The organism is Chromobacterium sp. ATCC 53434 (genome assembly GCF_002848345.1).
Lineage (GTDB): Bacteria > Pseudomonadota > Gammaproteobacteria > Burkholderiales > Chromobacteriaceae > Chromobacterium.
Genome location: NZ_CP025429.1, coordinates 2462144 through 2483489, shown reverse-complemented (window position 1 = coordinate 2483489; position 21346 = coordinate 2462144). Strand labels below are relative to the sequence as shown.

Here is a 21346-nt window from a genome sequence, read left to right as displayed (position 1 = left end):
CGCCAAACTCATGTTTTGTTTGGCGAGCCGCGCGATAGTTCCGGCGCAAGCAACCAGTTTGCCGCAGAACGACGCGCGCGCCAAATGCGCATCGGCCAAAATGACCGGTATCCCAACCCATCTGGCAAGACTATGAAATTGACGCTGTTGATACCCGGCCTGTGCTGGCTGGACGCCGATGCCGGCGGCGAAGTGGGCAAGGGGCTGAAGCTGCCGGCCTTGCAGCGCTTGCTGGGCCGCGGACGCTTGCAGCGCCGCGAGCAAAGCCATTCGGCCTGCCTGGCGAGGCTGTGGGGCGGCGAGGCCGCCGGCCTGGCGCGGCTGGCCGCCGCCGAAGCCGGTCTGGACGCCGAAGCCGGCGACTGGCTGCTGGCCGATCCGGTGCATCTGCGGGTGGACCGCGACCGCGCGTTGCTGGCCGATGTCGGCGTGATGCGGCTGGACCAGGACGAGGCGAGCGGCCTCGTCGACGCGCTGAACCGTCATTTCGGCGAGGACGGCCTGCGCTTTTACCCGCTGCGGCCGGGGCGCTGGCTGCTGCACAGCGCCGCGCCGTTGACGGCGCGCTTCGCGCCGCTGTGGGACGTGGTGGGCGAGGACATCAACCGCCACCTGCCGCAGGGCGACGGCGGCCTGGCCTGGAGCCGGACGCTGAACGAACTGCAGATGCTGCTGTACACCCAGGCCATCAACGATGCGCGCGAGGCGCGCGGCGAGCTGGCCGTCAACAGCGTGTGGCTGTGGGGCGAGGGCGAGCCCGGCGCCTGGCGCGCGCCGGCGCCGCGGCTGCTGGCCGACGACGAGACGCTGCAGCTGCTGGCGGCGAGCACCGGCATGCGCATCGAGGCGGCGCCGTTCGCCTTCGACGGCCTGGAGCCGGGCGACGATTGCCTGCTGGCGCTGGACGCGCTGCAGGCCGCGGCGCAGTATCGCGATGCCTGGGGATGGCGCGAGGGGCTGGAGCGGCTGGAGCGCGACTGGTTCGCGCCGCTGCTGCTGGCGCTGCGCCAGCGCAGGCTGGAGCAGCTGACGCTGATCGCCACCGGTCCGGCCGGCTTCGAGCTGACGCTGGGCCCGGCCGATTTGTGGAAATTCTGGAAACGCGCGCTGCCGCCGGCGGCGCTTTACTGAGAAAACATGTCGCAGATTCTTACCCGTGAAGCGCCGGCCGAGCTGCAGCAGAAGCTGCTCGGCCAGGGGCTGACGCCGTTGCAGGCGCGGCTGTACGCCGCCCGCGGCATCGCCGATAGCGGCGAGCTGGACTATGGCCTGAAGGGCTTGCTGCCCTATCAGAACCTGAAAAACGCCGAGGCGATGGCGAGCCGGCTGGCCGACGCCATCGCCGCCGGACAGCGGCTGCTGGTCGTCGCCGACTACGACGCCGACGGCGCCACCGCCTGCGCGGTGGCGGTGAAGGGCTTGTCGATGCTGGGCGCCACGATAGACTTCATCGTGCCCAACCGCTTCGAGTACGGCTACGGCCTGACGCCGGAGATCGTCGAGCTGGCGGCGCGAAAGAAGCCGGACATCATCGTCACCGTCGACAACGGCATCGCCAGCGTCGCCGGCGTCGACGCGGCCAGGGCGCTGGGCATCGAGGTGCTGGTGACCGACCACCACCTGCCCGGCGACACCTTGCCGGACGCGCTGATCGTCAACCCCAACCAGCCCGGCTGCGTGTTCCCGTCGAAGAATCTGGCCGGTGTCGGCGTGATGTTCTACGTGCTGATGGCGCTGCGCGCGGAAATGCGCCGGCGCGGCGCGTTCGACGAAAAGACCCAGCCCAATCTGGGCGAGTTGCTGGACCTGGTGGCGCTGGGCACGGTGGCCGACGTGGTCAGGCTGGACCGCAACAACCGCACGCTGGTCGAGAACGGTCTGAGGCGGATGCGCGCCGGGCGGATGGCGCCGGGCATCGCCGCGCTGTTCCGCGTCGCCGGCCGCGCCCACCACAAGGCCAACACCTTCGATCTCGGCTTCACGCTGGGGCCGCGGCTCAACGCCGCCGGCCGGCTAGACGACATGAGCCTGGGCATCGCCTGCCTGCTGTCCGGCAGCGAGGAGCCGGCGATGCGGCTGGCCCAGGAGCTGGACAAGCTCAACCGCGAGCGGCGCAGCATCGAGCACGGCATGCAGGACGAGGCGATGGCGGCGTTGTCCGGCATCGACGCCGGCAACCGCTACACGCTGACCCTGTACCGCGACGACTGGCACCAGGGCGTCGTCGGCATCGTCGCCTCGCGGCTGAAGGAGCGCTTCCACCGGCCGGTCATCGTGTTCGCGCCCGGCGACGACGGCGAGATCAAGGGCTCGGGCCGCTCGATTCCCGGCTTCCATCTGCGCGACGCGCTGGACCTGGTCTACAAGCGTCATCCGGGCCTGATCCTGAAGTTCGGCGGCCACGCGATGGCGGCCGGCCTGAGCCTGGACGAGGCTCGTTTCGCCGATTTCCAGCAGGCTTTCGAGGCGGTGGCGCGACAATTGATGGACGAGGGGCAGCTAACCCGGACGATAGAGACCGACGGCAGCCTGCCGGCGCGCGAGCTCAATCTGCAACTGGCGGAGACGCTGGCGGCCGAGGTGTGGGGCCAGGGCTTCCCGGTGCCTTACTTCCACGACCAGTTCAGCGTGGTGAACCAGAAACTGGTCGGCGACAAGCATCTGAAGCTGAGGCTGGCGCGCGACGGCTGCGAGTTCGACGCGATGCTGTTCAATCACGCCGACTGGCTGCCGGACCGCATCCAGGCGGTCTACCAGCTGATCGCCAACGAGTGGCAGGGTCGCAAGGAGCTGCAGGTCTACCTGCAGCACTGGGCGGCGGCCTGAACGATATGGGCGAGAGCGTGAAAGCGGAGTTGCTGGTCCTGACCGGCGGACCGGGGGCGGGCAAGACGTCTTTGTCGACGATGTTGCAGGGCATCGGCTACCCGACGCTGGACGAGGCCGGCCGGGCCATCATCCAGGACCAGCAGCGGATAGGCGGGAGCGCGCTGCCCTGGGTTGATCCGCGCGCGTTCGCCGAGCAGATGCTGGGCTGGGACATGCGCAATTTCCGCCACGCCGAGCGGGCGGCGGGGCCGGTGTTTCTGGATCGAGGCATTCCGGACGTCATCGGCTATCTCGAGCTGTCCGGGCTTGCCGTCCCCGCGCACATGGAAAAGGCGGCTGGCGTTTTTCGCTATGACAAGATTTTCCTGTTGCGTCCCTGGCCGGAGATTTTCGCGCAGGACAGCGAGCGCCGGCAGACTTTGGCCGAGGCCGAGCGCACCTGCGAAGCGATGGAGCGCGCATACGCCCGTCTGGGCTATGCCTTGATCGAAGTGCCGCGAGGCTCGCTCGAACAGCGGGCGGCTTTTGTGATCGACCGGATCGGCGCCTGACGGCGAGCCGAGCCGAAATGAATTGAGGTACCGTTGATGGAAATGTTGGTGATTGGCCTATTGCTGGGCTTGCTTGGCGGCGGCGCCGCGGCCTGGGCCGCGCGCGGACGGAGCGTCAGGGATCTTGAATCGCTGCGGCAGCAGGCGGCGGGCTTGCAGGCGCAGCTGGATGCGCTGCGGCCGCAACTGGAAGACGCGAGAAGCCGGGAGCAGGAAGCCGGCAGGGCGCTGCAGGCGCAGAGCCAGCAGTTGGCGGACAGCCAGACCCAGCTTGGCGCCTACGTCGCCCGCGCCCAGCGGGTGCCGGAGCTGGAAAAGCAGCTGCAGGAGCGCGGGGAGCAACTGGACGGCCTGCAGTTGGAGCTGCGCCGGCTGTCGTCGCTGCTGGCGGCCAGCGAGGAGCAGGGCCGGCTGCTGGACGCCTTGCAGCGGCGCAGCCAGCAGCAGGGCGAGGACATCGTCAGGCTGTCGGCCCGCGAGCAGGAGCTGGCCACGCTGCTGGACGGCGAGCGCCGGCAGAGCCAGGAGAAACTGGCCTTGCTGATGGAGGCGCGCCAGACCTTGACCGACCAGTTCAAGGCGCTGGCCGGCGACATCCTGGAGGAAAAGTCCAAGCGCTTCACCGAGCAGAACCAGCAGAACCTGGGCACGCTGCTGAATCCGCTGCACGAGCGCATCCAGAACTTCGGCAAGCTGGTGCAGGACACCTACGACAAGGACAGCAAGGAACGGCTGACGCTGGAGACCGAGTTGAAGCGGCTGCAGGAGCTGAACACCCGGCTCGGCGACGACGCCGTCGCGCTGACCAACGCGTTGACCGGCGCCAGCAGCAAGGCGCAGGGCACCTGGGGCGAGATGGTGCTAGAGAAGGTGCTGGAAACCTCGGGCCTGACCCGCGACCGCGAGTACCGGGTGCAGGTGTCGGATATTCTGGAAACCGACGATGGCGGCAAACGCTACCAGCCGGACGTGGTGATAGACCTGCCGGAGGGCAAGCAGCTGGTGGTCGACTCCAAGGTGTCGCTGAACGCCTATGTCCGCTATACCGCCGCCGACGGCGACGCTGCGCGAGAGGCCGAGCTGAAGGGCCATATCGCCGCGATCCGCGCCCATATCCGCTCGCTGTCGGAAAAGCGTTACCAGGACCTGTACAAACTGAACACGCTGGACTTCGTCTTCATGTTCATCCCGGTGGAGCCGGCCTATCTGCTGGCGGTGCAGCACGACATGAGCCTGTTCAACGAGGCCTTCGAGCGTCGCATCATGATAGTCGGCCCGAGCACGCTGCTGGCCACGCTGCGCACCGTCGCCAGCATCTGGCGCTACGAGTACCAGAACCAGAACGCGCAGGAGATCGCGCGCCAGGGCGGGGCGATGTACGACAAGTTCGCCGGCTTCGTCGCCAATATGGAAAAGCTGGGCAAGCAACTGGATATCAGCCGCGACACCTTCTCCGATGCGATGAAGCAGCTGTCCAGCGGCCGCGGCAATCTGATGACCAGCGCCGAAAAACTGCGCAAGCTGGGCATCCGCAACAACAAGCAGCTGGCGGCGCAGTTGCGGTTGGATGACGCGGGCGACGGCGAAGAGGACGGCGACGCCTAAGCAGCGGGAAAGGGCTGGCGGGCCAGGTAGTCGATGAAGGCTCGCAGCCTGGGCGTCGGATGGCGGCCGGACGGCCAGAGCAGATGAAAGGCGCCGGCGTGCCGGGTTTCATCTGCCAGCACCGCGCGCAGCTTGCCGGCCCGCAAGGCCTGCCGCGCCGCGAAATCCGGCGCGCAGCAGATGCCAAGGCCCTGGCTGGCCATGTGGACCAGCGTGTCCACGGTGTTGCACACCATGGTTTGCGGCAATGCCGACAGGCCGGCGAGCGGCCAGGCTTGCGTTTTGCCGCTGTTGGGGAAGCGGTAGTGCAGGCAGCGGTGGCGGGCCAGGTCCGCGGGCGTCGCGGGCTCTCCCATCTTGGCCAGGTAGTCCGGCGACGCCGCCAGCAGCAGGCGGAAGGCGCCCAGCCGGCGAGACTGCAGCCGCGAATCCCTCAGCTCCCCGATGCGGATCGCCGCATCGAATCCTTCCTCTATCAGTTCTACCACGCGGTCGCTGAAGTCCAGTTCCAGCTCGATGTCCGGGTACTGCGCGGCAAAGCCCGACAGCAGCGGATTCAACAGCTCGCCCGCGACCGGCAAGCTAAGCCGCAGCCGTCCCCGCGGCGCGCGGGAGAGGCTTTGCAGCTCTTGTTCGGCCGATTCGATTTCCTCCAGGATGCGGCGGCAGCGCGTGAGGAATGCCTGCCCCTCGGCGGTCAGCGCGATGCTGCGGGTGCTGCGGTGAAACAGGCGCGCGCCCAGTTTTTCCTCCAGCCGCGCCACGCTTTTGCCGACGGCGGACGACGAAATGCCCAACAGTCGCCCGGCCTTGGCGAAGCTGCGGGTATCGGCTGCCAGTACAAATATCTTGAAACCGCTTGTCCCGTCCAATTGAGCGCCTCATTGCGGATGGTTTTGTCCGATTTTAACGGAATTCAAGACTATTTTTCTGTTCTCGTTATCTCTTTAGCATGATTGCGTTCATCACAAGCCCGGACGGGCAAGGAGCGCGAAATGCAAGTGGAAACCAATTTTCCGCAAACGGCGGGCGCGGCGCGGCAGGAGTTGGCTGGCGTCGGCGCGGTGGTCGAGCGGTCGATCCAGGCGGGACGCTTGGTGGGGGCTGTGGTGCTGGCGATGCGCGACGGCCGCCTGGTGCACCAGGCGGCGTATGGCATGGCCGATCGCGAAGCCGGCGTGCCGATGCGGCTGGATGCTTTATTCCGGCTGGCGTCCGTCAGCAAGCCGATGGTCAGCGCGGCGGCGCTCGCGCTGGTGGGACTGGGCGTGCTGGCCCTGGATCAGGCTGTCGCCGATATTCTGCCCTGGTTTCAGCCGCGCCTGGCTGACGGCGTCGTCGCGACGATCACGCTGCGGCAGCTGCTGAGCCATACCGCCGGATTCGGTTATGGCTTTCTCGAAGCGGAAGGCGGCGGCGCTTATCGGGCTGCCGGCGTGTCGGACGGCATGGATGAGTCGGACTTGAGCCTGGAGGAGAACCTGCGCCGGCTGGCGGGCGTGCCTTTGCTGTATTCGCCTGGCGAGGCGTGGGGCTATTCGCTGGCGACCGATGTGCTGGGCGCGGTGATCGAACGCGCCAGCGGCCTGAGTCTACCGGCGGCGCTGGCTCGCTGGGTCACGCAGCCGCTTGGCCTGCGAGATACCTCGTTCGAGGTGGCGGATCCGGCAAGGCTGGCGGCGGCGTATGTCGATGCCGAGCCCCGCCCTCGCCGGATGTCCGACCTGGAGACGGCGCCGGTGTTTCCCGGCACCGCCGGCCTGCGCTTCGCGCCGCGGCGCGCGTTCGATGCCAAAGCGTTTGCATCCGGCGGTTCCGGCATGATAGGCACGGCGGCGGATTTTCTCGCTTTTCTGGAAAGCCTGCGCGCGGACGATGGCCGGGTGTTGCCATCCCGGCTGGCGCGGGAGATGGCGCGCGATCAGGCGGCAGGCTTGACGCTGGCGGCATGGCCGGGGCGAGGTTTCGGCCTGGGCTTTACCGTGCTGCGCGACCCGCAGGCGGCGGCCACGCCGGAGTCGGTCGGCAGCTGGCGGCTAGGCGGCGCGTACGGGCATGCCTGGTTTGTCGATCCCGCCCGCTCCTTGAGCGTGGTCGCCCTCACCAACACCGCGTTTGAGGGCATGTCCGGTCGTTTCACCGTCGATCTGTGCGAGGCCGTTTATGCCGCATTGTGACAGCCGGCCAGGCGCGGCGATGTTTTTCCTGGGTCTGGGCCTGTTTGGCCTGTACGTCGTCGAGTTCGGCGTGGTCGGGTTGTTGCCGGATATCGTCAGTTGATATGGCGTGTCGGTGTCGCAGGCGGGGGCGCTGGTGAGCGTGTTCGCGCTGACGGTGGCCCTGGCCGGGCCACCGGCCACGCTTGTGCTGTCCCGGCGCTCCAGGCGAGGCGTGCTGACGGCGTGCCTGTCGGTTTTCGCCGCCGCCTGCGCCGCGATGGCGCTGGCGCCGAACTACCCGGTGCTGCTGTTGAGCCGGGTGGCGCCGGCGCTGCTACACCCGGTGTTTTTCGCGCTGGCTTTTGTCGCCGCCGCGGCTTTGTATCCGCCGCGGCGGGCGGCGGAAGCTTCGGCCAAAGCCTTCATCGGCACTAGCATGGGCATGGTGTTGGGCATTCCCGCCACTGGCTGGCTGGCGACGCGCTTTTCGTACGAGGCCGCCTGCCTGTTCGGCTCGGCGATGAATGGCGCGGCGGCGTTGGGCCTCTGGTTTTGCCTGCCGGATGCGCCGACGCGGCGCGGCGTCGGCCTGATGGCGGACTTGGCGATTCTGCGCCGGCCGGCCTTGTGGCTGAACCTGGCCGGAGCCACGCTGATATTCGCGGCGATGTTCTGCGTCTACGGTTACGCGGCGGTCTTGTTGCGCAGCGAGGCCAGGGTGGGCGAAGAAGCGGCCAATTGGCTGCTGCTGTTGTTTGGCGCGGGGGGATTGGCCGGCAATATATTGGGCGGCCGCGCGATGGGCCGCAACCGCGTTGTCGCCGCCGTGCTCCATCCCGGTTGCCTGATCGCAGCCTATCTGCCGCTGTTTTGGCTGGGCAGCCTGTCCTGGCCGGTTTTGGCGGGCGTGGCGGCGTTCTGGGGCGCGGCGCACACCTCCGGACTGGTGGTCACTCAGGTCTGGCTGAGCGCGGAGGCGCCCGACGCGCCGGAATTTCTGGGCGCGCTGTATATTTCCTTCATCAATCTCGGTGTGGCGCTAGGCTCCGCGCTAGGCGGTTGGCTGATCGGCCGCCAAGGCATGCCGGGCACGATGGCTGGCGGCATGGCTTGCGCCGCCGCGGCCTGGGCCTGCGTGGCCATGCGTGGCTGGCTGGCCAGGCATACGGGGCGGCCGACTGCGCGCTGCGAAAATACATTATCATGACGGCTCTTTTCATTTCGTATCGAATGCAGCGATGAGCAAGATCAGGGTGGGTTTGATTTTCGGCGGTCAGTCGTCCGAGCATGAGGTTTCCCTGCAGTCGGCCAAAAATATTCTGCAGGCTTTGGACCAGGACCGTTTCGAAGCGGCGTTGATCGGCATCGACAAGCAGGGTGCGTGGCATGTCAACCAGCCTTCCAATTTTCTGTTGAACGCCGACGATCCTGCCCGCATCGCGCTGCGCCCATCCGACACGGGACTGGCGCTGGTGCCGGGGCAAGGCGAGCGCCAATTGGTGGCGGCTGTCGACGCCCATCCGCTGGCGCAGATCGACGTGGTGTTCCCCATTGTGCATGGCACTTTGGGCGAGGATGGCTCGCTGCAGGGGCTATTGAAAATGGCCAACCTTCCCTTTGTCGGCGCCGGCGTGCTGGGTTCGGCCGTGTGCATGGACAAGGATGTGGCCAAGCGCTTGTTGCGCGACGCCGGCCTCAAGGTGGCGCCCTTCGTCACGCTGACGCGAGCCAAGGCCGCTCAGGCGGATTTCGCCGCCATCGTTGCCCAACTGGGGCTGCCGCTGTTCGTCAAGCCGGCCAATCAAGGTTCATCCGTCGGCGTCTCCAAAGTGCGCGACGAGGATGCGTTCCACGCTGCCGTGGAGCAGGCGCTGCGCTTCGATCACAAAGTATTGGTGGAGCAGGCGGTGGTGGGCCGCGAGATCGAATGCGCCGTGCTCGGCAACGCCCATCCGCAGGCCAGCGGTTGCGGCGAGGTCGTATTGAGCGATGAATTCTACGCCTACGACACCAAATACCTGAACGAGGACGGCGCGCGCGTCGCCGTGCCGGCGGATATTCCAGACGAGGCCTGCCAGCGTATCCGCGGCATCGCTATCGAAGCGTTCCAGGCTTTGGAGTGCAGCGGCATGGCGCGGGTAGACGTGTTTCTGACGCCGGATGGCGAGGTGGTGATCAATGAGCTGAACACCTTGCCCGGTTTCACCAATATCAGCATGTACCCCAAGCTGTGGCAGGCGGCCGGCTTGTCCTACCGCGATCTGATCACGGCGTTGATCGAGCTGGCGCTGGAGAGGGGTTCGCAGGACGCGGCATTGTGCCGCAGCGCGGGGCTGCCCGGCTGAGCCTTGGTTAAATTCCCAGACAATTTTATCTATATTTGTTTACACGAGGGGTGGCGCTGGGTAGAATTTCGCCGCTTCAATTGGCGAGTTGTATGCGCCGCCCGCGGGCGGCGCTTTGCATATCGTCCTCTGTCCCGTCCCGCCGCGCTCTGGGGAGCGTCCGGCGCGACGCGTTCCTCGTTGAAGCGCCGGGCGATTCATGCGGTCGGCCGGCTGTCCATCTCAAAACTACTACTAGAAAAGCTGATGAAAATGACTTTTGCGATCAAGACCGCAGGCTGCGCCGTAGCCGCAACTCTGCTCGCCGGCTCCGCGCTGGCCAAGGACTTCAATGTGGCCGTGGTCTACGACCAGGCCGGCAAGTTCGACAAGAGCTTCAACGAAGCGGCCTATAACGGCGCCGAACGCTTCAAGAAAGAGTTCAAGATCAATTACCGCGAAGGTCAGCCCAGCAACGATGCGCAGAAGGAGCAAGTGCTGCGCAATATGGCGCGCAAGGGCGCCGACCTGGTAGTGGCCGTGGGCTTCGCCTACACCCAGTCCATCGAGACCGTGGCCAAGGAATTCCCGAACACCAAGTTCACGCTGGTGGATTCGGTGGCCAAGGGCGCCAATGTGCAGAGCATCGCCTTCAAGGAGCAGGAAGGCTCCTTCCTGGTCGGCATGGCCGCCGCGCTGAAGTCCAAGACCGGCAAGGTCGGCTACCTCGGCGGCATGGACGTGCCGCTGATCCGCGCTTTCGGCTGCGGCTACGCCCAGGGCGCCCGCTACGTCAATCCGAAGGCCGTGGTGCTGCAGAACATGCTGGGCACCACCCATACCGCCTTCAACGATCCGTCGCGCGGCAATGAATTGGCCAAGAGCCAGTTCGATCGCGGCACCGACGTGATCTTCGCCGCGGCGGCGCTGTCCAACGTCGGCGTGATCCAGGCCGCCAAGGCTTCCGGCAAGTACTATATCGGCGTCGACAGCAACCAGAACTACATGCAGCCGGGCACGGTGCTGACCTCGATGGTCAAGCGCGTGGACAACGCCGTGTACGAGACGATGCGCGACGCCAAGGACGGCGCCTGGAAGCCCAGCGTCAAGCTGATGGGCCTGAAGGAAAACGGCGTCGACTGGGCGCTGGACAAATACAACCGCGCGCTGATCACGCCGGAGATGGAGAAGAAGATCGTCGCCGCGCGCAAGGACATCATCGCCGGCAAGATCAAGGTGGTCGACTACCGCGCCGCCAACAGCTGCCCGGTGAACTGATCGCCGGTAGGCCGCACGACGAAGCCCCCGCCGCGGCGGGGGTTTTTGTTTGCGTCGGGCCGGCGCAAACGGCGGCTTTATGGTATTCTTGCGCCCCCTCGTCCAGACGTGACCCGTCACCCATCGATGAAAGACCCCTGCGATCACTACACCTACGACCTGATAGGCGGCACCCAGAAGAAGCCGGGCCGCAAGCCGCTGGGCGAGCGCGCGATGACGGTGGCCGAGCGCAAGCGCCGCAGCCGCGAGCTGCGCCGCAACCGCTTGCAGGAGCTGTCCGTGACGGTGGAACTGAGCCGCGACGCGCAGAAGTCGCTGGACAAGATGATAGAGTGGTGGGGCGTCAGCAAGAAGGAGGCGATCAACCGCGCGTTGACGATAGCCTGTCAGTCGCAGACCGGGCGCACCGGCACGTTGTTCGGTTTCGATCCGTCGCCTCCGCCGGCGGCCAAGCCGCCGCGGCGCAAGCCGCAACCGTGAGCATCGATGAAAAAAAACGCCGCGTCACGCGGCGTTTTTTCATGGTCGGCGACGGCCTCAGCCGTAGCGTTTCCTCGCCTCGATGGCCAGGCCGCTGCCGATGCTGCCGAACAGATTGCCTTCGACGTGGCGGGCGTTGGGCAGCAGCGCGCGTATGCCGTCGCGCAGCGCCGGCACGCCGCTGGAGCCGCCGGTGAAGAACACGGTGTCTATCGCTCCGGCCTGCAGGCCGGCATCGGCCAGCAGGCGGCCGACGGTGGCGCCGACGCGGTCCAGCAGCGCGGCGATGCTGGCTTCGAAATCGCCGCGGCCCAGCTCGCAATGCAGGCCGCGCTCGATGTAGTCCAGCGCCAGCGGATGGCTGTCCCGGTCCGACAGCGCGATCTTGGCCGCCTCGACGTCCATCGCCAGCCGGTGGCCGGCGCGTTGCTGGATCAGCTGGAACAGCCGGTCCAGCTTGTTCGGTTCGGCGGCGTCGCGGTGCACGTCCTGCAGATCGACCCAGGCCTTGCGGGTGTAGGCGAAGTTGATCGTGTGCCAGGTGGCCAGGTTGAAATACTGGCTGGACGGCATTTCGGCGTTGTTGCGCAGCCGGGTCTTGAAGCCGAACAGCGGCATCACGCCGTGCAGGCTCAGTTGGCGGTCGAAGTCGGTGCCGCCGATGTGGACGCCGCCGGTGGCCAGGATGTCGTCGAGGCGCTCGTCGCGCGCGCGGCGCTCCGGCGACAGCCGGATCAGCGTGAAGTCCGAGGTGCCGCCGCCGATGTCGACGATCAGCGCCAATTCCTCCTTGTCGACGCCGGCCTCGTAGTCGAAGGCGGCGGCGATCGGTTCCAGCTGGAAGGAGATGTCCTTGAAGCCGACCTGGCGGGCGATGTCGGCCAGCGTGTCCTCGGCCAGGCGGTCGGCCACCGGATTGTCGTCGACGAAGTGGACCGGTCGGCCCAGCACCACCTGTTCGAAGGCGCGGCCGGCGCCGGCTTCGGCGCGCAGCTTCAACTCCTCGATGAACAGTTTCAGCAGGTGGCGGAACGGCAGCGCCTTGCCCTGCACCTCGGTCTGGCTGTCTATCAGGCTGGAGCCGAGCAGGCTCTTCAGCGAGCGCATCAATCGGCCTTCGTAGCCGTCCATGTATTCGGCCAGCGCCGCGCGTCCGAAGCGGGAATGGTCTTCCTCGTAATTGAAGAAGACCACCGACGGCAGCGTGATCTTGCCGTCTTCCAGCGACAACAGCGTGTCGTGGCCGGGGCGCAGCCAGCCGACGGTGGAGTTGGAGGTGCCGAAGTCGATGCCGCAGGCGCGGGCGGCGGTTTGGGTCGTCATTCGGGCATCTCCTTGAAATTTGAGGAGGCGCGATGGTACGCGGAATGGCGGCGAAAGGGAAGCGTTGCGACGGTTCGACCCAGGGCCTGTTCGAGGTTCTGGCGGCCTTCCGCCCGATGCGGAACCGTTGCGCGGGCGCTTATTCGTCGCGGCGCAGCTTGTGCTGCCGGTTGGCCTGGTGACGGGCGTCCTCTTCGCTGTGCAGATAGCGGCGCGTGGTCTGGATGCTGGCGTGGCGCAGATTCTGGCTGACCAGCAGCAGCGGGATGCCGGCCTCCAACTGGTGGCTGGCGGCGGTGTGGCGCAGCCAGTGGGTGGTGGCGTGGCGCAGCCGCTCCCGCAGTTCGGCGTCGGGCGCGTCTTGCATGGCGAGCGCGAAGATCTGCTTGCAGATCAGGTAGACGGCCTTGTCGGACAGCGGTTCGGCCCGACCTTTGGCGCCGACGCGGCACAGCAGCGGCGTGTCCTCGCCAGCGTCCGGCATGGCCGCCAGCCCCAGACTGAGGCGATAGCGTCCCAGCGCGTCCATCCATTCGTCGGACAAGGGAATGCGGGCGGCGACCCCACCCTTGCCGACGACGTGCCACCACCAGTTGCCGTTGCGGCGGGAAAGGTCGCTGCAGCGCGCCGCGGCCGCCTCGGCGCGGCGGGCGCCGCTGAGGTAGAGCAGCGTAAACAGCCAGCGCGCGCGTTCGGCGTGCAGGCGCTGGCGGCCGGTGTCGCGCGGCAGCGCGTCCAGCGTGGCCTGCAGATGGCGCCAGCAGGCGGCGTCGAAAAACCGCTCGGCCTGTTGCCGCGGCGGCTTGCGGCCGCGGCGCAGCAGACGGAACGGGTTGCCGTTCAGATAGCCGGCGTCGTTCAGATAGCCGAACAGCGCGCCGAGCACGGTCTGGCTGTGTTCGACGCTGGCCGGCGCCAGCGGCTTGCTGAACGGTTTCCACTCCGGGTGGCTGCGCGGGCGGGCCGGGCCTATCCAGCGCTCGGCCGGGTGCGGCGAGGCGAGGAAGCGGCGGTAGTCCAGCACGTCCTCGCGGCGGACCTGCGCCAGCGTCTGCCCGCGCTCGGCCAGCCACAGCAGCAGCCGTTCGGCCTCCTTGCGGTAGCCGGCCAGCGTGGCCGGGCGGTCGGCGTGTTCGGCCAGCCAAGTCAGCACCGCCTGGGCGTCGGAGCGGGCCTGGATCAGCGGGGCGGAGGCGGGGCGGAGAAGATCGGGCAGCATGGCGGGGCCGGTGTATGAGTCCCGGCCATTGTAGCGGAATCGGCGGTTCGACTCGCAGCCGGCGCGGCCGGTCAGGCGTCCAGTCCCAGCAGTCGGCGCAGATTGTCGACGATTTCCTGCCGGCGCATCTCGTCGCGCCGGTAGTCGGCGGCCGCGGCGGCGACGTCGGCGCCGCAGTGCGGACAGGCTTGCTCGTGCGGCTGGATGTATTGTTCGCAGCCGCGGCACAGCGCCAGCGTCGCCGGCGGCGTGCCGGTCTCGGGCGACGGCTTGCCGCGGTTTTTCCAGGCCAGTTCGATCACCTGGCCGTTGCGGCTGATCTGGCCGACCACCTTGCCGGTGTCGATTTCCTCGGTGACCAGATCGAAGCGGCCGACGGCGAACGAGGCCGGGCCGGCGTCCTGCAGCTTGACGATGCGCTCGCGCAGGCCGCGCTTGTGCAATTCCAGCGCGCGGTAGTGGCAATAGGGGTTGTTGCCGGGTTTGCCCAGCAGCGAATGCGAGGTCCAGGTGCAGCCGCCTCGGCAGACGTCGTTGTAGTAGCAGCCGCGGCAATAGCCCCACAGGTCGTCGACCGAGCGCAGCCGGCCGAAGTGCATGCCCTCGCTGTAGCGCCAGATGTCCTCCAGCTTCATGTCGCGGACATTGCCGCCGGAAAAGCCGACGGTGGCCAGCGACGGACAGCCCTTGACGGTGCCGTCGGCCTCCAGCGCCATCACCGTCTGGCCGGCGGCGCAGCCGGTCCAGTGCACGCGCTCGTCGCCGAAGCCGCGCCACAGCCGCTCGTACGGGCCGTAGTAGCCGATATTGTTGCCCACCGTCATCAGCAGGCCGCGCTCCCGGCCTTCGCGGTAGAGCCGCGCCAGCAGCGGCATCAATTCGATCAGGCGGTAGGGTTGCAGCAATAGTTGGTCGTTGTCGACGGCGTTGCCCATCGCCACCGTCAGCTGGATCTGCCAGTGGCTGGCGCCCAGTTCAATGATGTGCTCCATCAGCTGCGGCAGATCGGCCATCGTCGCCGCGCCTATCTGGGTGTTGACGCTGACGGCGAGGCCGGCGGCCCGGGCGCGGCGCAGCGCGTCGCTGGCCTTGTCGAAGGAGCCGGGCACATTGCGCAACATGTCGTGCAGCGGCGCCAGGCCGTCCAGCGACACGCCGACGCCGTTCAGGCCGGCGTCCACGGCCGCCTGCAGCTTGGCCGGCGTCAGATTGCGGCCGCCGGTCTGGACGGCGCAGTAGATGCCGTGTTCGCGTATGGCCCGGATCAGGCGGGTCCAGTCCTTGCGCAGATAGGCTTCGCCGCCTATCAGCGTGACCTCGCGGGTGCCCAGGGCCGCCAGCGAATCTATCACCTGCAGGCATTCGTCGGTGGACAGCTCGTCGGGCCGCCGGTGCCCGGCGCGCGAACCGCAGTGCAGGCACTTCAGGTCGCAGGCCAGCGTGATCTCCCAGACGATGTGCACCGGGGTGTAGCGGCGGAAATCGTCGGCGTCGAGGTAGCGGGCGGGGCGGACGGCGGGGCTGTCTAGCATCGCGGCGGCTTTCGAATGAGGGTCCGGACGGCGCCGGACCCGTTGGCGGGAGACGGGACTCAGCCCTGCTGCTGTTCGCGCCGCTTGATTTCGGCCTGCAGCTGGCTCAGGCCGTCGCGGATCTTGCTCTCCTGTTCGAGCTGAGTCTCGGCCTGGCTGGCCAGGCTTTTCAGCGCGGCCAGATTGCCGCCGCCGCGCGCCTGCTGCAGCGCCGCCGCGTACAGCGGTATCGGATGCTGGTGGTGGGGCGGAGGCGCGGCGGAGGCGGAGGCGCTTTCGCGTCTGTCCTCGGTCACCGTCGCGTGCTGCACCTTGTGCCAGACGCCGTTGTCGTAGTAGCTGTAGCTGGCGAAGCCCTGGGCCCAGTCGGCGTTGAGCAGGCCTTGCAGGTGGAAGGTCTCGGCGATCTGGCTGATGGCCGAGCCCGGGCTGCCGGCCAGCGTCAGCGCGATGTGGTTTTCCGTCGACTTGTCCAGCTTGGGCTGGCTGTAGTCGCCCCAGACGTGGGCGCTGAACGCCAGCGTCGGATGCGTGGCCTGGAAGATGCTGGCGATGCCGAACACCTTCTTGTCCGGCGTCTGCACCACCAGGTCCAGGTGAAGCACCGGGGCGCCGACGGCCGGCGTCGCGACGATGAGGCGGGTGTGGAACAAACCGACTGAGGATGCGGACATATGCTGCTCCTTGCGATGGTTTGAGTGGCGGTCGCGGCTAGCGGCCTTCCAGTTTCTGGATTTCGGCCTTCAGCGCCGCCAGCTCGGTGCGCAGCTGCGGGTGGCTGTCCAGCTGCTGCTGCGCCAGGGCGGCCAGTGATTTCATCTGCGACAGGTCGCCGCTGGCGAGGGCCTGGTGGATGGGCACGCCGTACAGCGGCACCACATGGCTGCCGGACGGGATGGCCGGGCCGGAGCCTTGCTGCGGATGGTAGCGGGACTGCAGCTCGCGGTTCAGCTCGGCCGGCACGTTCTCCAGCGACACCCAGTGCTTCTGGTGTTCGTCGTAGTAGCTGTAGTTGGCCACGCCGCGCTGCCAGTCGCGCTCCAGCACCAGATGGAGCTTGAAGTTGACGATGGAGTTGGCGTGCGGGCCGCCGTGGTTGCCCTGGGCGGTCAGCAGGATGCGGCCTTCGCTCGGCGGCATCACGGTCAAATAGGTGTACTGGCCCCAGACGTCGGCGTGCACGTCCAGCGGCGGATGGGTGGCCTGGGTGATGTGGGCGGCGCCGGTCGCCTTCTCGGTGGCGCTGTTGATCAGCAGGTTCAGCTGCAGTTTCTGCGCGCCGGACTGGCCGGTGGTGATGACGTAGCCGACCGGGAACAGCGCATCTTGGGTATGGCCTGGCATAGAGCCTCCTGGGGATGAGAGGAGATGAGGGGCCTAGCGCTGCCGGCGCTTGGCGATTTCCTGCTCCAGCTGCGCGATCTTGTGGCCAAGCTCGCTGTGGTATTGCCGGCTTTCCTCCAGCAGTTTCTGCATCTGGGGCAGTTCGCCCTTGTCCAGGGCCTGCTGGATGGCGACGCCGTACGGGGGAATGATATGGGTTTGTTCCTGGCTCATGGCTGGTCCTTTCCGGGAGCGGGCAGACTGCGCGGGGCTGCGCAGCGAATGCGCAGTGCTTTCTGGTGTAGCAGCTGGCCCGGCTTTCGCCCTGGACTTAAGGACAGGTTCGCGCTGGCGGGGAGGGCGGGGTGGGAGGCGCCGGCCGGGAGGCGGCCGGCGAGGGGGGTCACCAGTCTTCGAATTCCGGCGGGGTGCCGTCGGACTGCAGCGTGTCCTGCATCCATTTGGCCATCTGGTATTGCAGATTGCCGGTGCCGACCATCACGGCCATCAGTCCCTCGTATAGCGGGGACTTCTTGTCCACTTCCGCCAGCGCGAGGCCGAGGACGTCGCTTTGCTGCTGCAGCGTGACGAAGGCGGTGACGCCCGGCGTGTACTGGAAGTCGTGCAGCAGCCGCGCGATGTCGTTGCTATAGGCCTGTCTGTCCTGCAGCGAGTCCGAGGCCGGCGGCGTCAGCCGTCGCACCGCGGCGAGAAAGGCCTGCGCCAGCGTGTCGGCGTCGGGGGAGGCGCGGGACGGGGCGGCGGCCGACGCGAGCTGAGACAGCGGGATCACGGCGTCGGCGTCGGCGGAGGCCCGCGAGGAGGCGGGCGCGGATAGGGGTGGAATCATGTCTGTTCCTCCATGGTGGCGTCCTCCGCGGGATCCAGCCGCCGCCTCAGCGTCTGCAGCAGCGTTTCCAGCGCGGTGGCGGACAGGGCGCGGCATTGTCGCGGCAGCGAGTCCAGGCATTGAAGCGCCTGCCGGCTCGCCGGCTCGACATACAGTTCCGGCGCGAACTCCGCCGCTTGGTCGGCGTAGCGGATCAACAGGCGGTCGTCGGCGTGATAATCGAGCTGCAGCCTGCCGTTCCAGGCGTCGGCCAGCAGCGCCATCAATCGCGGCTGCTGCGGTCTGGCGCTTTCCGGCAACAGAAGCTTCAGCGTCGGCGCGTCGTCGGCCGGGGACTGCTCGCGCAGCCACTCGTCCAGCGCCAGCAACAGCGCGTCGGGATGATCGGTCGCGGCGCGCAGCATCGCGCGCGCCTCGTCGGCCAGCCGCTCGCGCCAGCGCCGGGCCAGTGCCTGGCTGTCGGCCAGATGGGCGGCGACCTGGTCGAGCGCGGCCAGCATGCCGTCCTGGTAGCCGTCCCGCCAGGCCTGGCCGCGGACGGCGTCGGCCTGGGCATCGGCCTCGTCGGTGATGCGCCGGGCGCGCCGGCGCGCCGCGCGTTCCAGTTCGTCGGCGCGCCGCGCCGGCTGCAGGCTGGCGCGGCGGATCAGTACGCCTTCACAGGCTGCCGGCGGGTGGGGTGTGGGGATGTCTCTGGGCATATTGTATCGCCAGTGTCAGCAATAGTGGGTCGGGGACGGTCGCGGCCGCGGCTTCGACGTCCAGCTCCGGCGGGAACAGCAGCGGCAGCCGCTGGCGCAGCGCCGGCGGCATGTCGCCGCCCCAGGCCAGCAGCTGGCCGTAGCCGGCGCGCAGCAGGCACAGGTGGCTCAGCGGCGCGCCGGGCGCGGCGGCGTCGGACGGCAACGGCAGCGCGGCGAACGGGCGGGCCCAATCGGGCAGCCGCAGCAGTCCGCCCTGCCAACCCAGCGCCGCCCGCTTGGCATGGCAGCCCATCAGGTAGGCGATCTGCGGCAGGCGCCGCCAGTGTCTGAGCCATGGGCCGGCGTCGAGCGAGGCGGTCGCTGGCCAGTCGGTGTCCAGCCGGTAGCCGGCGATCAGCAGGTCATTGACCGCGGCGCGCTGGCCCGGGCCGATCAGCGCCGGCGGCAGCCGCAGCCGCCGCGGATGCAGATAGCCCAGCGGGTCGAACAGAATGGCGCGCAGGGCCGGCGGCACGGCGAGGCCGCGTTCAGCCATGGCCGGACTCCGGGGTGGCGGGCGTCGACGGCTTGTCGCCGCGCTGCCGCCACAGCCAGAACCCGGCTGCCGCCAGCGCGGCGGCGGCCAATAGCGCCAACAGCCACAGCGAGCCGGCCGGGTTGGCGGCGGCGGCCGGCATCGGCGCCTGCTGCTGGGCTTCGTCGCGGCGCGACAGCACCACCGAGATATTGTCGTATTCGACGTCGGCGAAGCTGTTCTTCAGGAAGCGCTTGATATTGTTGATCATGACGCCGGCTTCGACATCGCGGTCGTAGACGGCCAGCGCCGAGATATGCATCGGCGCCGCCGCCCTGCCGCCTTCGCCGCCGTCCAGATCGTAGCTGACGTGCACGCGCGCGGACAGGATGCCGTCCATGGTCTGCAGCGATTGTTCCAGCCGCTGCTCTATCGCCGAATACAGCCTGGCCTTCTCGGCGCGCGGCGACGAGACCAGCGAGTCTGCCGGGAACATCTGCGCCACCTCCACCCGCGGGCGGGACGGCAGATTGTAGGTTTTCAGCCAGTCGACGGCGGCGGCGAAATCGGGCTGGGCCACGGCGATGCTGAAGCCGGTCTTGCCGCGATCGGTCTTGGCGGCCTCGATATTGTGCCGTTGCAGCACGGCGATCACTTCATTGGCCTGCTGCTGGTCCAGGCCCTTCAGCAGGTCCTGTTGCTGGCAGCCGGCCAGCAACAGCACCAGCAGCGCGGCTTTCAGGCTGGCGCGCATCATGAGCGCAGCAGGCTTTCCACCGCGCCCACGGTCTTGCGGGTGAGGGTGCTGATCATCGACACCTCCAGATTGTAGTTGGAGGTGCGCTGTTGCAGTTCCATCAGCATGGCGGGATTGCTCAGCGCTTCGGGCTGTTCCAGCCGTTGCAGGATGGCGTCTTTTTCCATGCCGATATCGACGGCGGATTGGGAGAAGGTTTGGATCAGTCGGTTGTCCAGCGATACGACGTCGCGTTCGGGACCGGCGATGCCGGAGGCCTGGCGTGTCATCGCATCCAGCGCCTGGATGGAGAAGGTGGGCATGTGTCGGCTCCTGGGGCCGCCGGCGCCGGGCCGGCGCCGGGTTTAGCGGAAGTTCTGGATGATGGCCGCGTCGATATCCTTGAATACCTTGATGGTGTTGGATTGCGCGTTGCGGTACAGGTTGTATTCCGACAGCTTGCTCTGGTAGTCGGCCAGCGTTTTCGGATTGGACGGGTTGGCGGTCAGGTCGGCCAGCGCGGTTTTCAGCTCCGCTTGCAGCGACGCCGTCTTGTCGTCGAATTCGCCGGACATGTCGCTGAGGGACCAGCCGGTGCTGGGGATGTCGATTGCCATGGTGAGTCACCTTTGCTTCAGAGGGGTTTCGGAAAATACCAATGGCCTGCCGTCATCTTGACGTAGCCCTGGCTGCCGTAGGCGAAGGACTTGCCCTTGAGCCAGTCGTCCTTCAGTTCGATGGCGAACTGCACGTAGCGGCCGCCCCATTGGCGGTAGTAGCCGTCGACGAAGCGACGGGCCCGTTCCAGTTCGCCATCGTCCAGCGCGCCTTCGATGACGAAGGTGACGCTGTCCGGGTTCGCGCTGCGGGAGAAGGGCAGCGCCTGGCGGCTCAGGCCGGATTCGGCGGCCTGGGCCGCGGATGCGTCGTCGATGTCGACGATGTCCACTTGGGAGGCATAAGGCAATTGCCCCATCAGTTGCAGCGACAGCAGCTGGCGCGCCCGGGCGTCCAGCGGCGCGCGCTGCCGGCTGATCCATAGCTGCGGCTGGCGCGGATCGTCCAGTTGCAGGCGGTAGTAGGCGAGGCCGGGCCGGGTGTCGGCCAGCCAGCGCGCGATGCGTTCGTTTTCCTGGCCGGGGTCCAGCGCCTGGGCCTTGTCGCGGTACTCGCTGCGCAGCAGCGCCTGGGCGGCCCAGGCACGGGCGCGCAGATCGGCGGAAGCGACGTAGAAGCGACCATCGCGGCCATCCAGCACGCGGAAGCGTTGAGGATTGCCGCCCAGCAGCGTCGACAATTCGGCGGCCTGCCGCTGCGGGCTGTTCCACAGCCACCAGGCGCCGCCGGCGGCCGCCAGGACCAAGGCCAGCGCCGGCAGCCACCACCAGCCGCGGCGAGGTTCCCGCGCGGCGCCGGCTTCCGGCTGCGCCGGGGCGCTCAGCGCGTCCGGCAGCCAGTCCTGGTGGCGCGGACGCAGCGCCAGTTGCAGCGCGCCGACGTCCAGCGCCTGGTTGAAGTCGACGACGCGTGCTTCCGCGTCGTCCGGCCCCAGCTCGCGTATCGTCGCCTGATCGCCGTCGACGATCACTTCGAAGTTGACGCCGCCGTACTCCAGCGGCACGTAAAGGGTGTCGGCCGGCAGTTCCGGCGGCGCGCCGCCACCGCCGTCCAGCGTGCGTTCAGGGCCGACCAGAAACAGCGTTCGGCCCTGCGGCAACAGGAATTCGCAGCCGCGCAGCGGGCTGTTGAGCAGGCGGACCACGACGGCGTCGGGTCCGAAGGTTTGGATGTCTTCTACGGCCATGATGTCTGTACTGATGGAGATGGCGATCGTGCGCCGTTATGGCCACTGTAGCGGCGGCGGCGCGGCAGTTCCTGATGGAAAATCGGCCAATCCTGATGAAGGGGGAAAATAAAGA

General features: G+C 67.7%; 23 protein-coding genes. 9 read left to right on the top strand and 14 right to left on the bottom strand.

Annotated features, from left to right (window positions below; translation table 11 throughout):
• Window positions 1-132: 132 nt before the first annotated feature.
• The 4 genes from CXB49_RS11340 to rmuC are packed head-to-tail and all read left to right on the top strand — an operon-like array spanning window position 133 to window position 4985.
• Window positions 133-1131, top strand: coding sequence for a hypothetical protein (locus CXB49_RS11340; RefSeq protein ID WP_101708496.1), 999 nt, complete (start codon window positions 133-135; stop codon window positions 1129-1131).
• A gap of 6 nt (window positions 1132-1137) precedes the next feature.
• The gene (gene recJ, locus CXB49_RS11335; RefSeq protein ID WP_101708495.1) at window positions 1138-2826 is read left to right on the top strand and encodes a single-stranded-DNA-specific exonuclease RecJ; all 1689 of its coding nucleotides are present in this window, start codon (window positions 1138-1140) and stop codon (window positions 2824-2826) included.
• A 17-nt stretch (window positions 2827-2843) separates the two neighbouring features.
• A complete protein-coding gene (locus CXB49_RS11330; protein ID WP_233493051.1) occupies window positions 2844-3380 on the top strand; it encodes an AAA family ATPase in 537 nt (178 codons plus the stop codon).
• 42 nt (window positions 3381-3422) lie between these two features.
• Entirely contained in the window at window positions 3423-4985 is a 1563-nt protein-coding gene (gene rmuC, locus CXB49_RS11325) for a DNA recombination protein RmuC (protein WP_369826577.1), read from the top strand.
• On the opposite strand, the gene CXB49_RS11320 is transcribed toward rmuC, so the two are convergent.
• The gene (locus CXB49_RS11320; protein WP_101708492.1) at window positions 4982-5857 is read right to left on the bottom strand and encodes a LysR family transcriptional regulator; all 876 of its coding nucleotides are present in this window, start codon (window positions 5855-5857) and stop codon (window positions 4982-4984) included. The genes rmuC and CXB49_RS11320 overlap by 4 nt on opposite strands.
• 123 nt (window positions 5858-5980) lie before the next feature.
• Here CXB49_RS11320 and CXB49_RS11315 point away from each other — a divergent pair, with 123 nt between their 5' ends.
• The 5 genes from CXB49_RS11315 to CXB49_RS11295 all read left to right on the top strand — a co-directional run bounded on the left by CXB49_RS11315 (window position 5981) and on the right by CXB49_RS11295 (window position 11226).
• A complete protein-coding gene (locus tag CXB49_RS11315) occupies window positions 5981-7162 on the top strand; it encodes a serine hydrolase (RefSeq protein WP_101708491.1) in 1182 nt (393 codons plus the stop codon).
• Between the two features lie 109 nt (window positions 7163-7271).
• Window positions 7272-8351: an MFS transporter gene (locus CXB49_RS11310; RefSeq protein WP_101708490.1), complete on the top strand. Its 1080-nt coding sequence runs from the start codon at window positions 7272-7274 to the stop codon at window positions 8349-8351.
• Window positions 8352-8382: 31 nt separating this feature from the next.
• Complete coding sequence (gene ddlA, locus CXB49_RS11305; protein WP_101708489.1) at window positions 8383-9489, top strand: D-alanine--D-alanine ligase; 1107 nt, start codon at window positions 8383-8385, stop codon at window positions 9487-9489.
• Between the two features lie 246 nt (window positions 9490-9735).
• Window positions 9736-10746: a BMP family protein gene (locus CXB49_RS11300; RefSeq protein ID WP_101708488.1), complete on the top strand. Its 1011-nt coding sequence runs from the start codon at window positions 9736-9738 to the stop codon at window positions 10744-10746.
• A gap of 126 nt (window positions 10747-10872) precedes the next feature.
• Window positions 10873-11226 carry a ribbon-helix-helix domain-containing protein gene (locus CXB49_RS11295; RefSeq protein ID WP_101708487.1) on the top strand — a complete coding sequence of 118 codons (354 nt, stop codon included), beginning with the start codon at window positions 10873-10875 and terminating at the stop codon, window positions 11224-11226.
• A gap of 57 nt (window positions 11227-11283) precedes the next feature.
• On the opposite strand, the gene CXB49_RS11290 is transcribed toward CXB49_RS11295, so the two are convergent.
• From CXB49_RS11290 to CXB49_RS11230, 13 genes are all read right to left on the bottom strand, one after another.
• Window positions 11284-12549: an Hsp70 family protein gene (locus tag CXB49_RS11290; protein ID WP_101708486.1), complete on the bottom strand. Its 1266-nt coding sequence runs from the start codon at window positions 12547-12549 to the stop codon at window positions 11284-11286.
• Window positions 12550-12688: 139 nt separating this feature from the next.
• Window positions 12689-13768, bottom strand: a complete 1080-nt coding sequence (locus tag CXB49_RS11285; RefSeq protein WP_101708485.1) for a tyrosine-type recombinase/integrase — start codon at window positions 13766-13768, stop codon at window positions 12689-12691.
• A 71-nt stretch (window positions 13769-13839) separates the two neighbouring features.
• On the bottom strand, window positions 13840-15300 hold the full coding sequence (locus tag CXB49_RS11280; protein ID WP_101708484.1) for a GDL motif peptide-associated radical SAM/SPASM maturase: 1461 nt from the start codon (window positions 15298-15300) through the stop codon (window positions 13840-13842).
• Between the two features lie 59 nt (window positions 15301-15359).
• Window positions 15360-15974, bottom strand: a complete 615-nt coding sequence (locus tag CXB49_RS11275) for a DUF1842 domain-containing protein (RefSeq protein ID WP_101708483.1) — start codon at window positions 15972-15974, stop codon at window positions 15360-15362.
• Between the two features lie 37 nt (window positions 15975-16011).
• Window positions 16012-16644 (bottom strand): DUF1842 domain-containing protein, encoded by a 633-nt coding sequence (locus CXB49_RS11270; RefSeq protein ID WP_101708482.1) that lies wholly within the window; start codon window positions 16642-16644, stop codon window positions 16012-16014.
• 33 nt (window positions 16645-16677) lie between these two features.
• Window positions 16678-16857: a DUF1843 domain-containing protein gene (locus tag CXB49_RS11265; RefSeq protein ID WP_101708481.1), complete on the bottom strand. Its 180-nt coding sequence runs from the start codon at window positions 16855-16857 to the stop codon at window positions 16678-16680.
• 169 nt (window positions 16858-17026) lie between these two features.
• The gene (locus tag CXB49_RS11260; RefSeq protein WP_101708480.1) at window positions 17027-17473 is read right to left on the bottom strand and encodes a hypothetical protein; all 447 of its coding nucleotides are present in this window, start codon (window positions 17471-17473) and stop codon (window positions 17027-17029) included.
• A complete protein-coding gene (locus tag CXB49_RS11255; protein ID WP_101708479.1) occupies window positions 17470-18174 on the bottom strand; it encodes an oxygen-regulated invasion protein OrgB in 705 nt (234 codons plus the stop codon). The genes CXB49_RS11260 and CXB49_RS11255 overlap by 4 nt, the downstream gene beginning before the upstream one ends.
• Window positions 18131-18712, bottom strand: coding sequence for a type III secretion apparatus protein OrgA/MxiK (locus CXB49_RS11250; RefSeq protein ID WP_101708478.1), 582 nt, complete (start codon window positions 18710-18712; stop codon window positions 18131-18133). The genes CXB49_RS11255 and CXB49_RS11250 overlap by 44 nt, the downstream gene beginning before the upstream one ends.
• Window positions 18705-19448 (bottom strand): EscJ/YscJ/HrcJ family type III secretion inner membrane ring protein, encoded by a 744-nt coding sequence (locus tag CXB49_RS11245; protein WP_101708477.1) that lies wholly within the window; start codon window positions 19446-19448, stop codon window positions 18705-18707. The genes CXB49_RS11250 and CXB49_RS11245 overlap by 8 nt, the downstream gene beginning before the upstream one ends.
• Window positions 19445-19750 carry a type III secretion system inner rod subunit SctI gene (sctI, locus tag CXB49_RS11240; protein ID WP_199406831.1) on the bottom strand — a complete coding sequence of 102 codons (306 nt, stop codon included), beginning with the start codon at window positions 19748-19750 and terminating at the stop codon, window positions 19445-19447. Before sctI ends, CXB49_RS11245 begins: the two co-directional genes overlap by 4 nt.
• Window positions 19751-19792: 42 nt before the next feature.
• The gene (locus CXB49_RS11235) at window positions 19793-20044 is read right to left on the bottom strand and encodes a type III secretion system needle complex protein (RefSeq protein ID WP_101708476.1); all 252 of its coding nucleotides are present in this window, start codon (window positions 20042-20044) and stop codon (window positions 19793-19795) included.
• A gap of 17 nt (window positions 20045-20061) precedes the next feature.
• Window positions 20062-21231, bottom strand: coding sequence for a PrgH/EprH family type III secretion apparatus protein (locus CXB49_RS11230; protein ID WP_101708475.1), 1170 nt, complete (start codon window positions 21229-21231; stop codon window positions 20062-20064).
• Window positions 21232-21346: the final 115 nt, after the last annotated feature.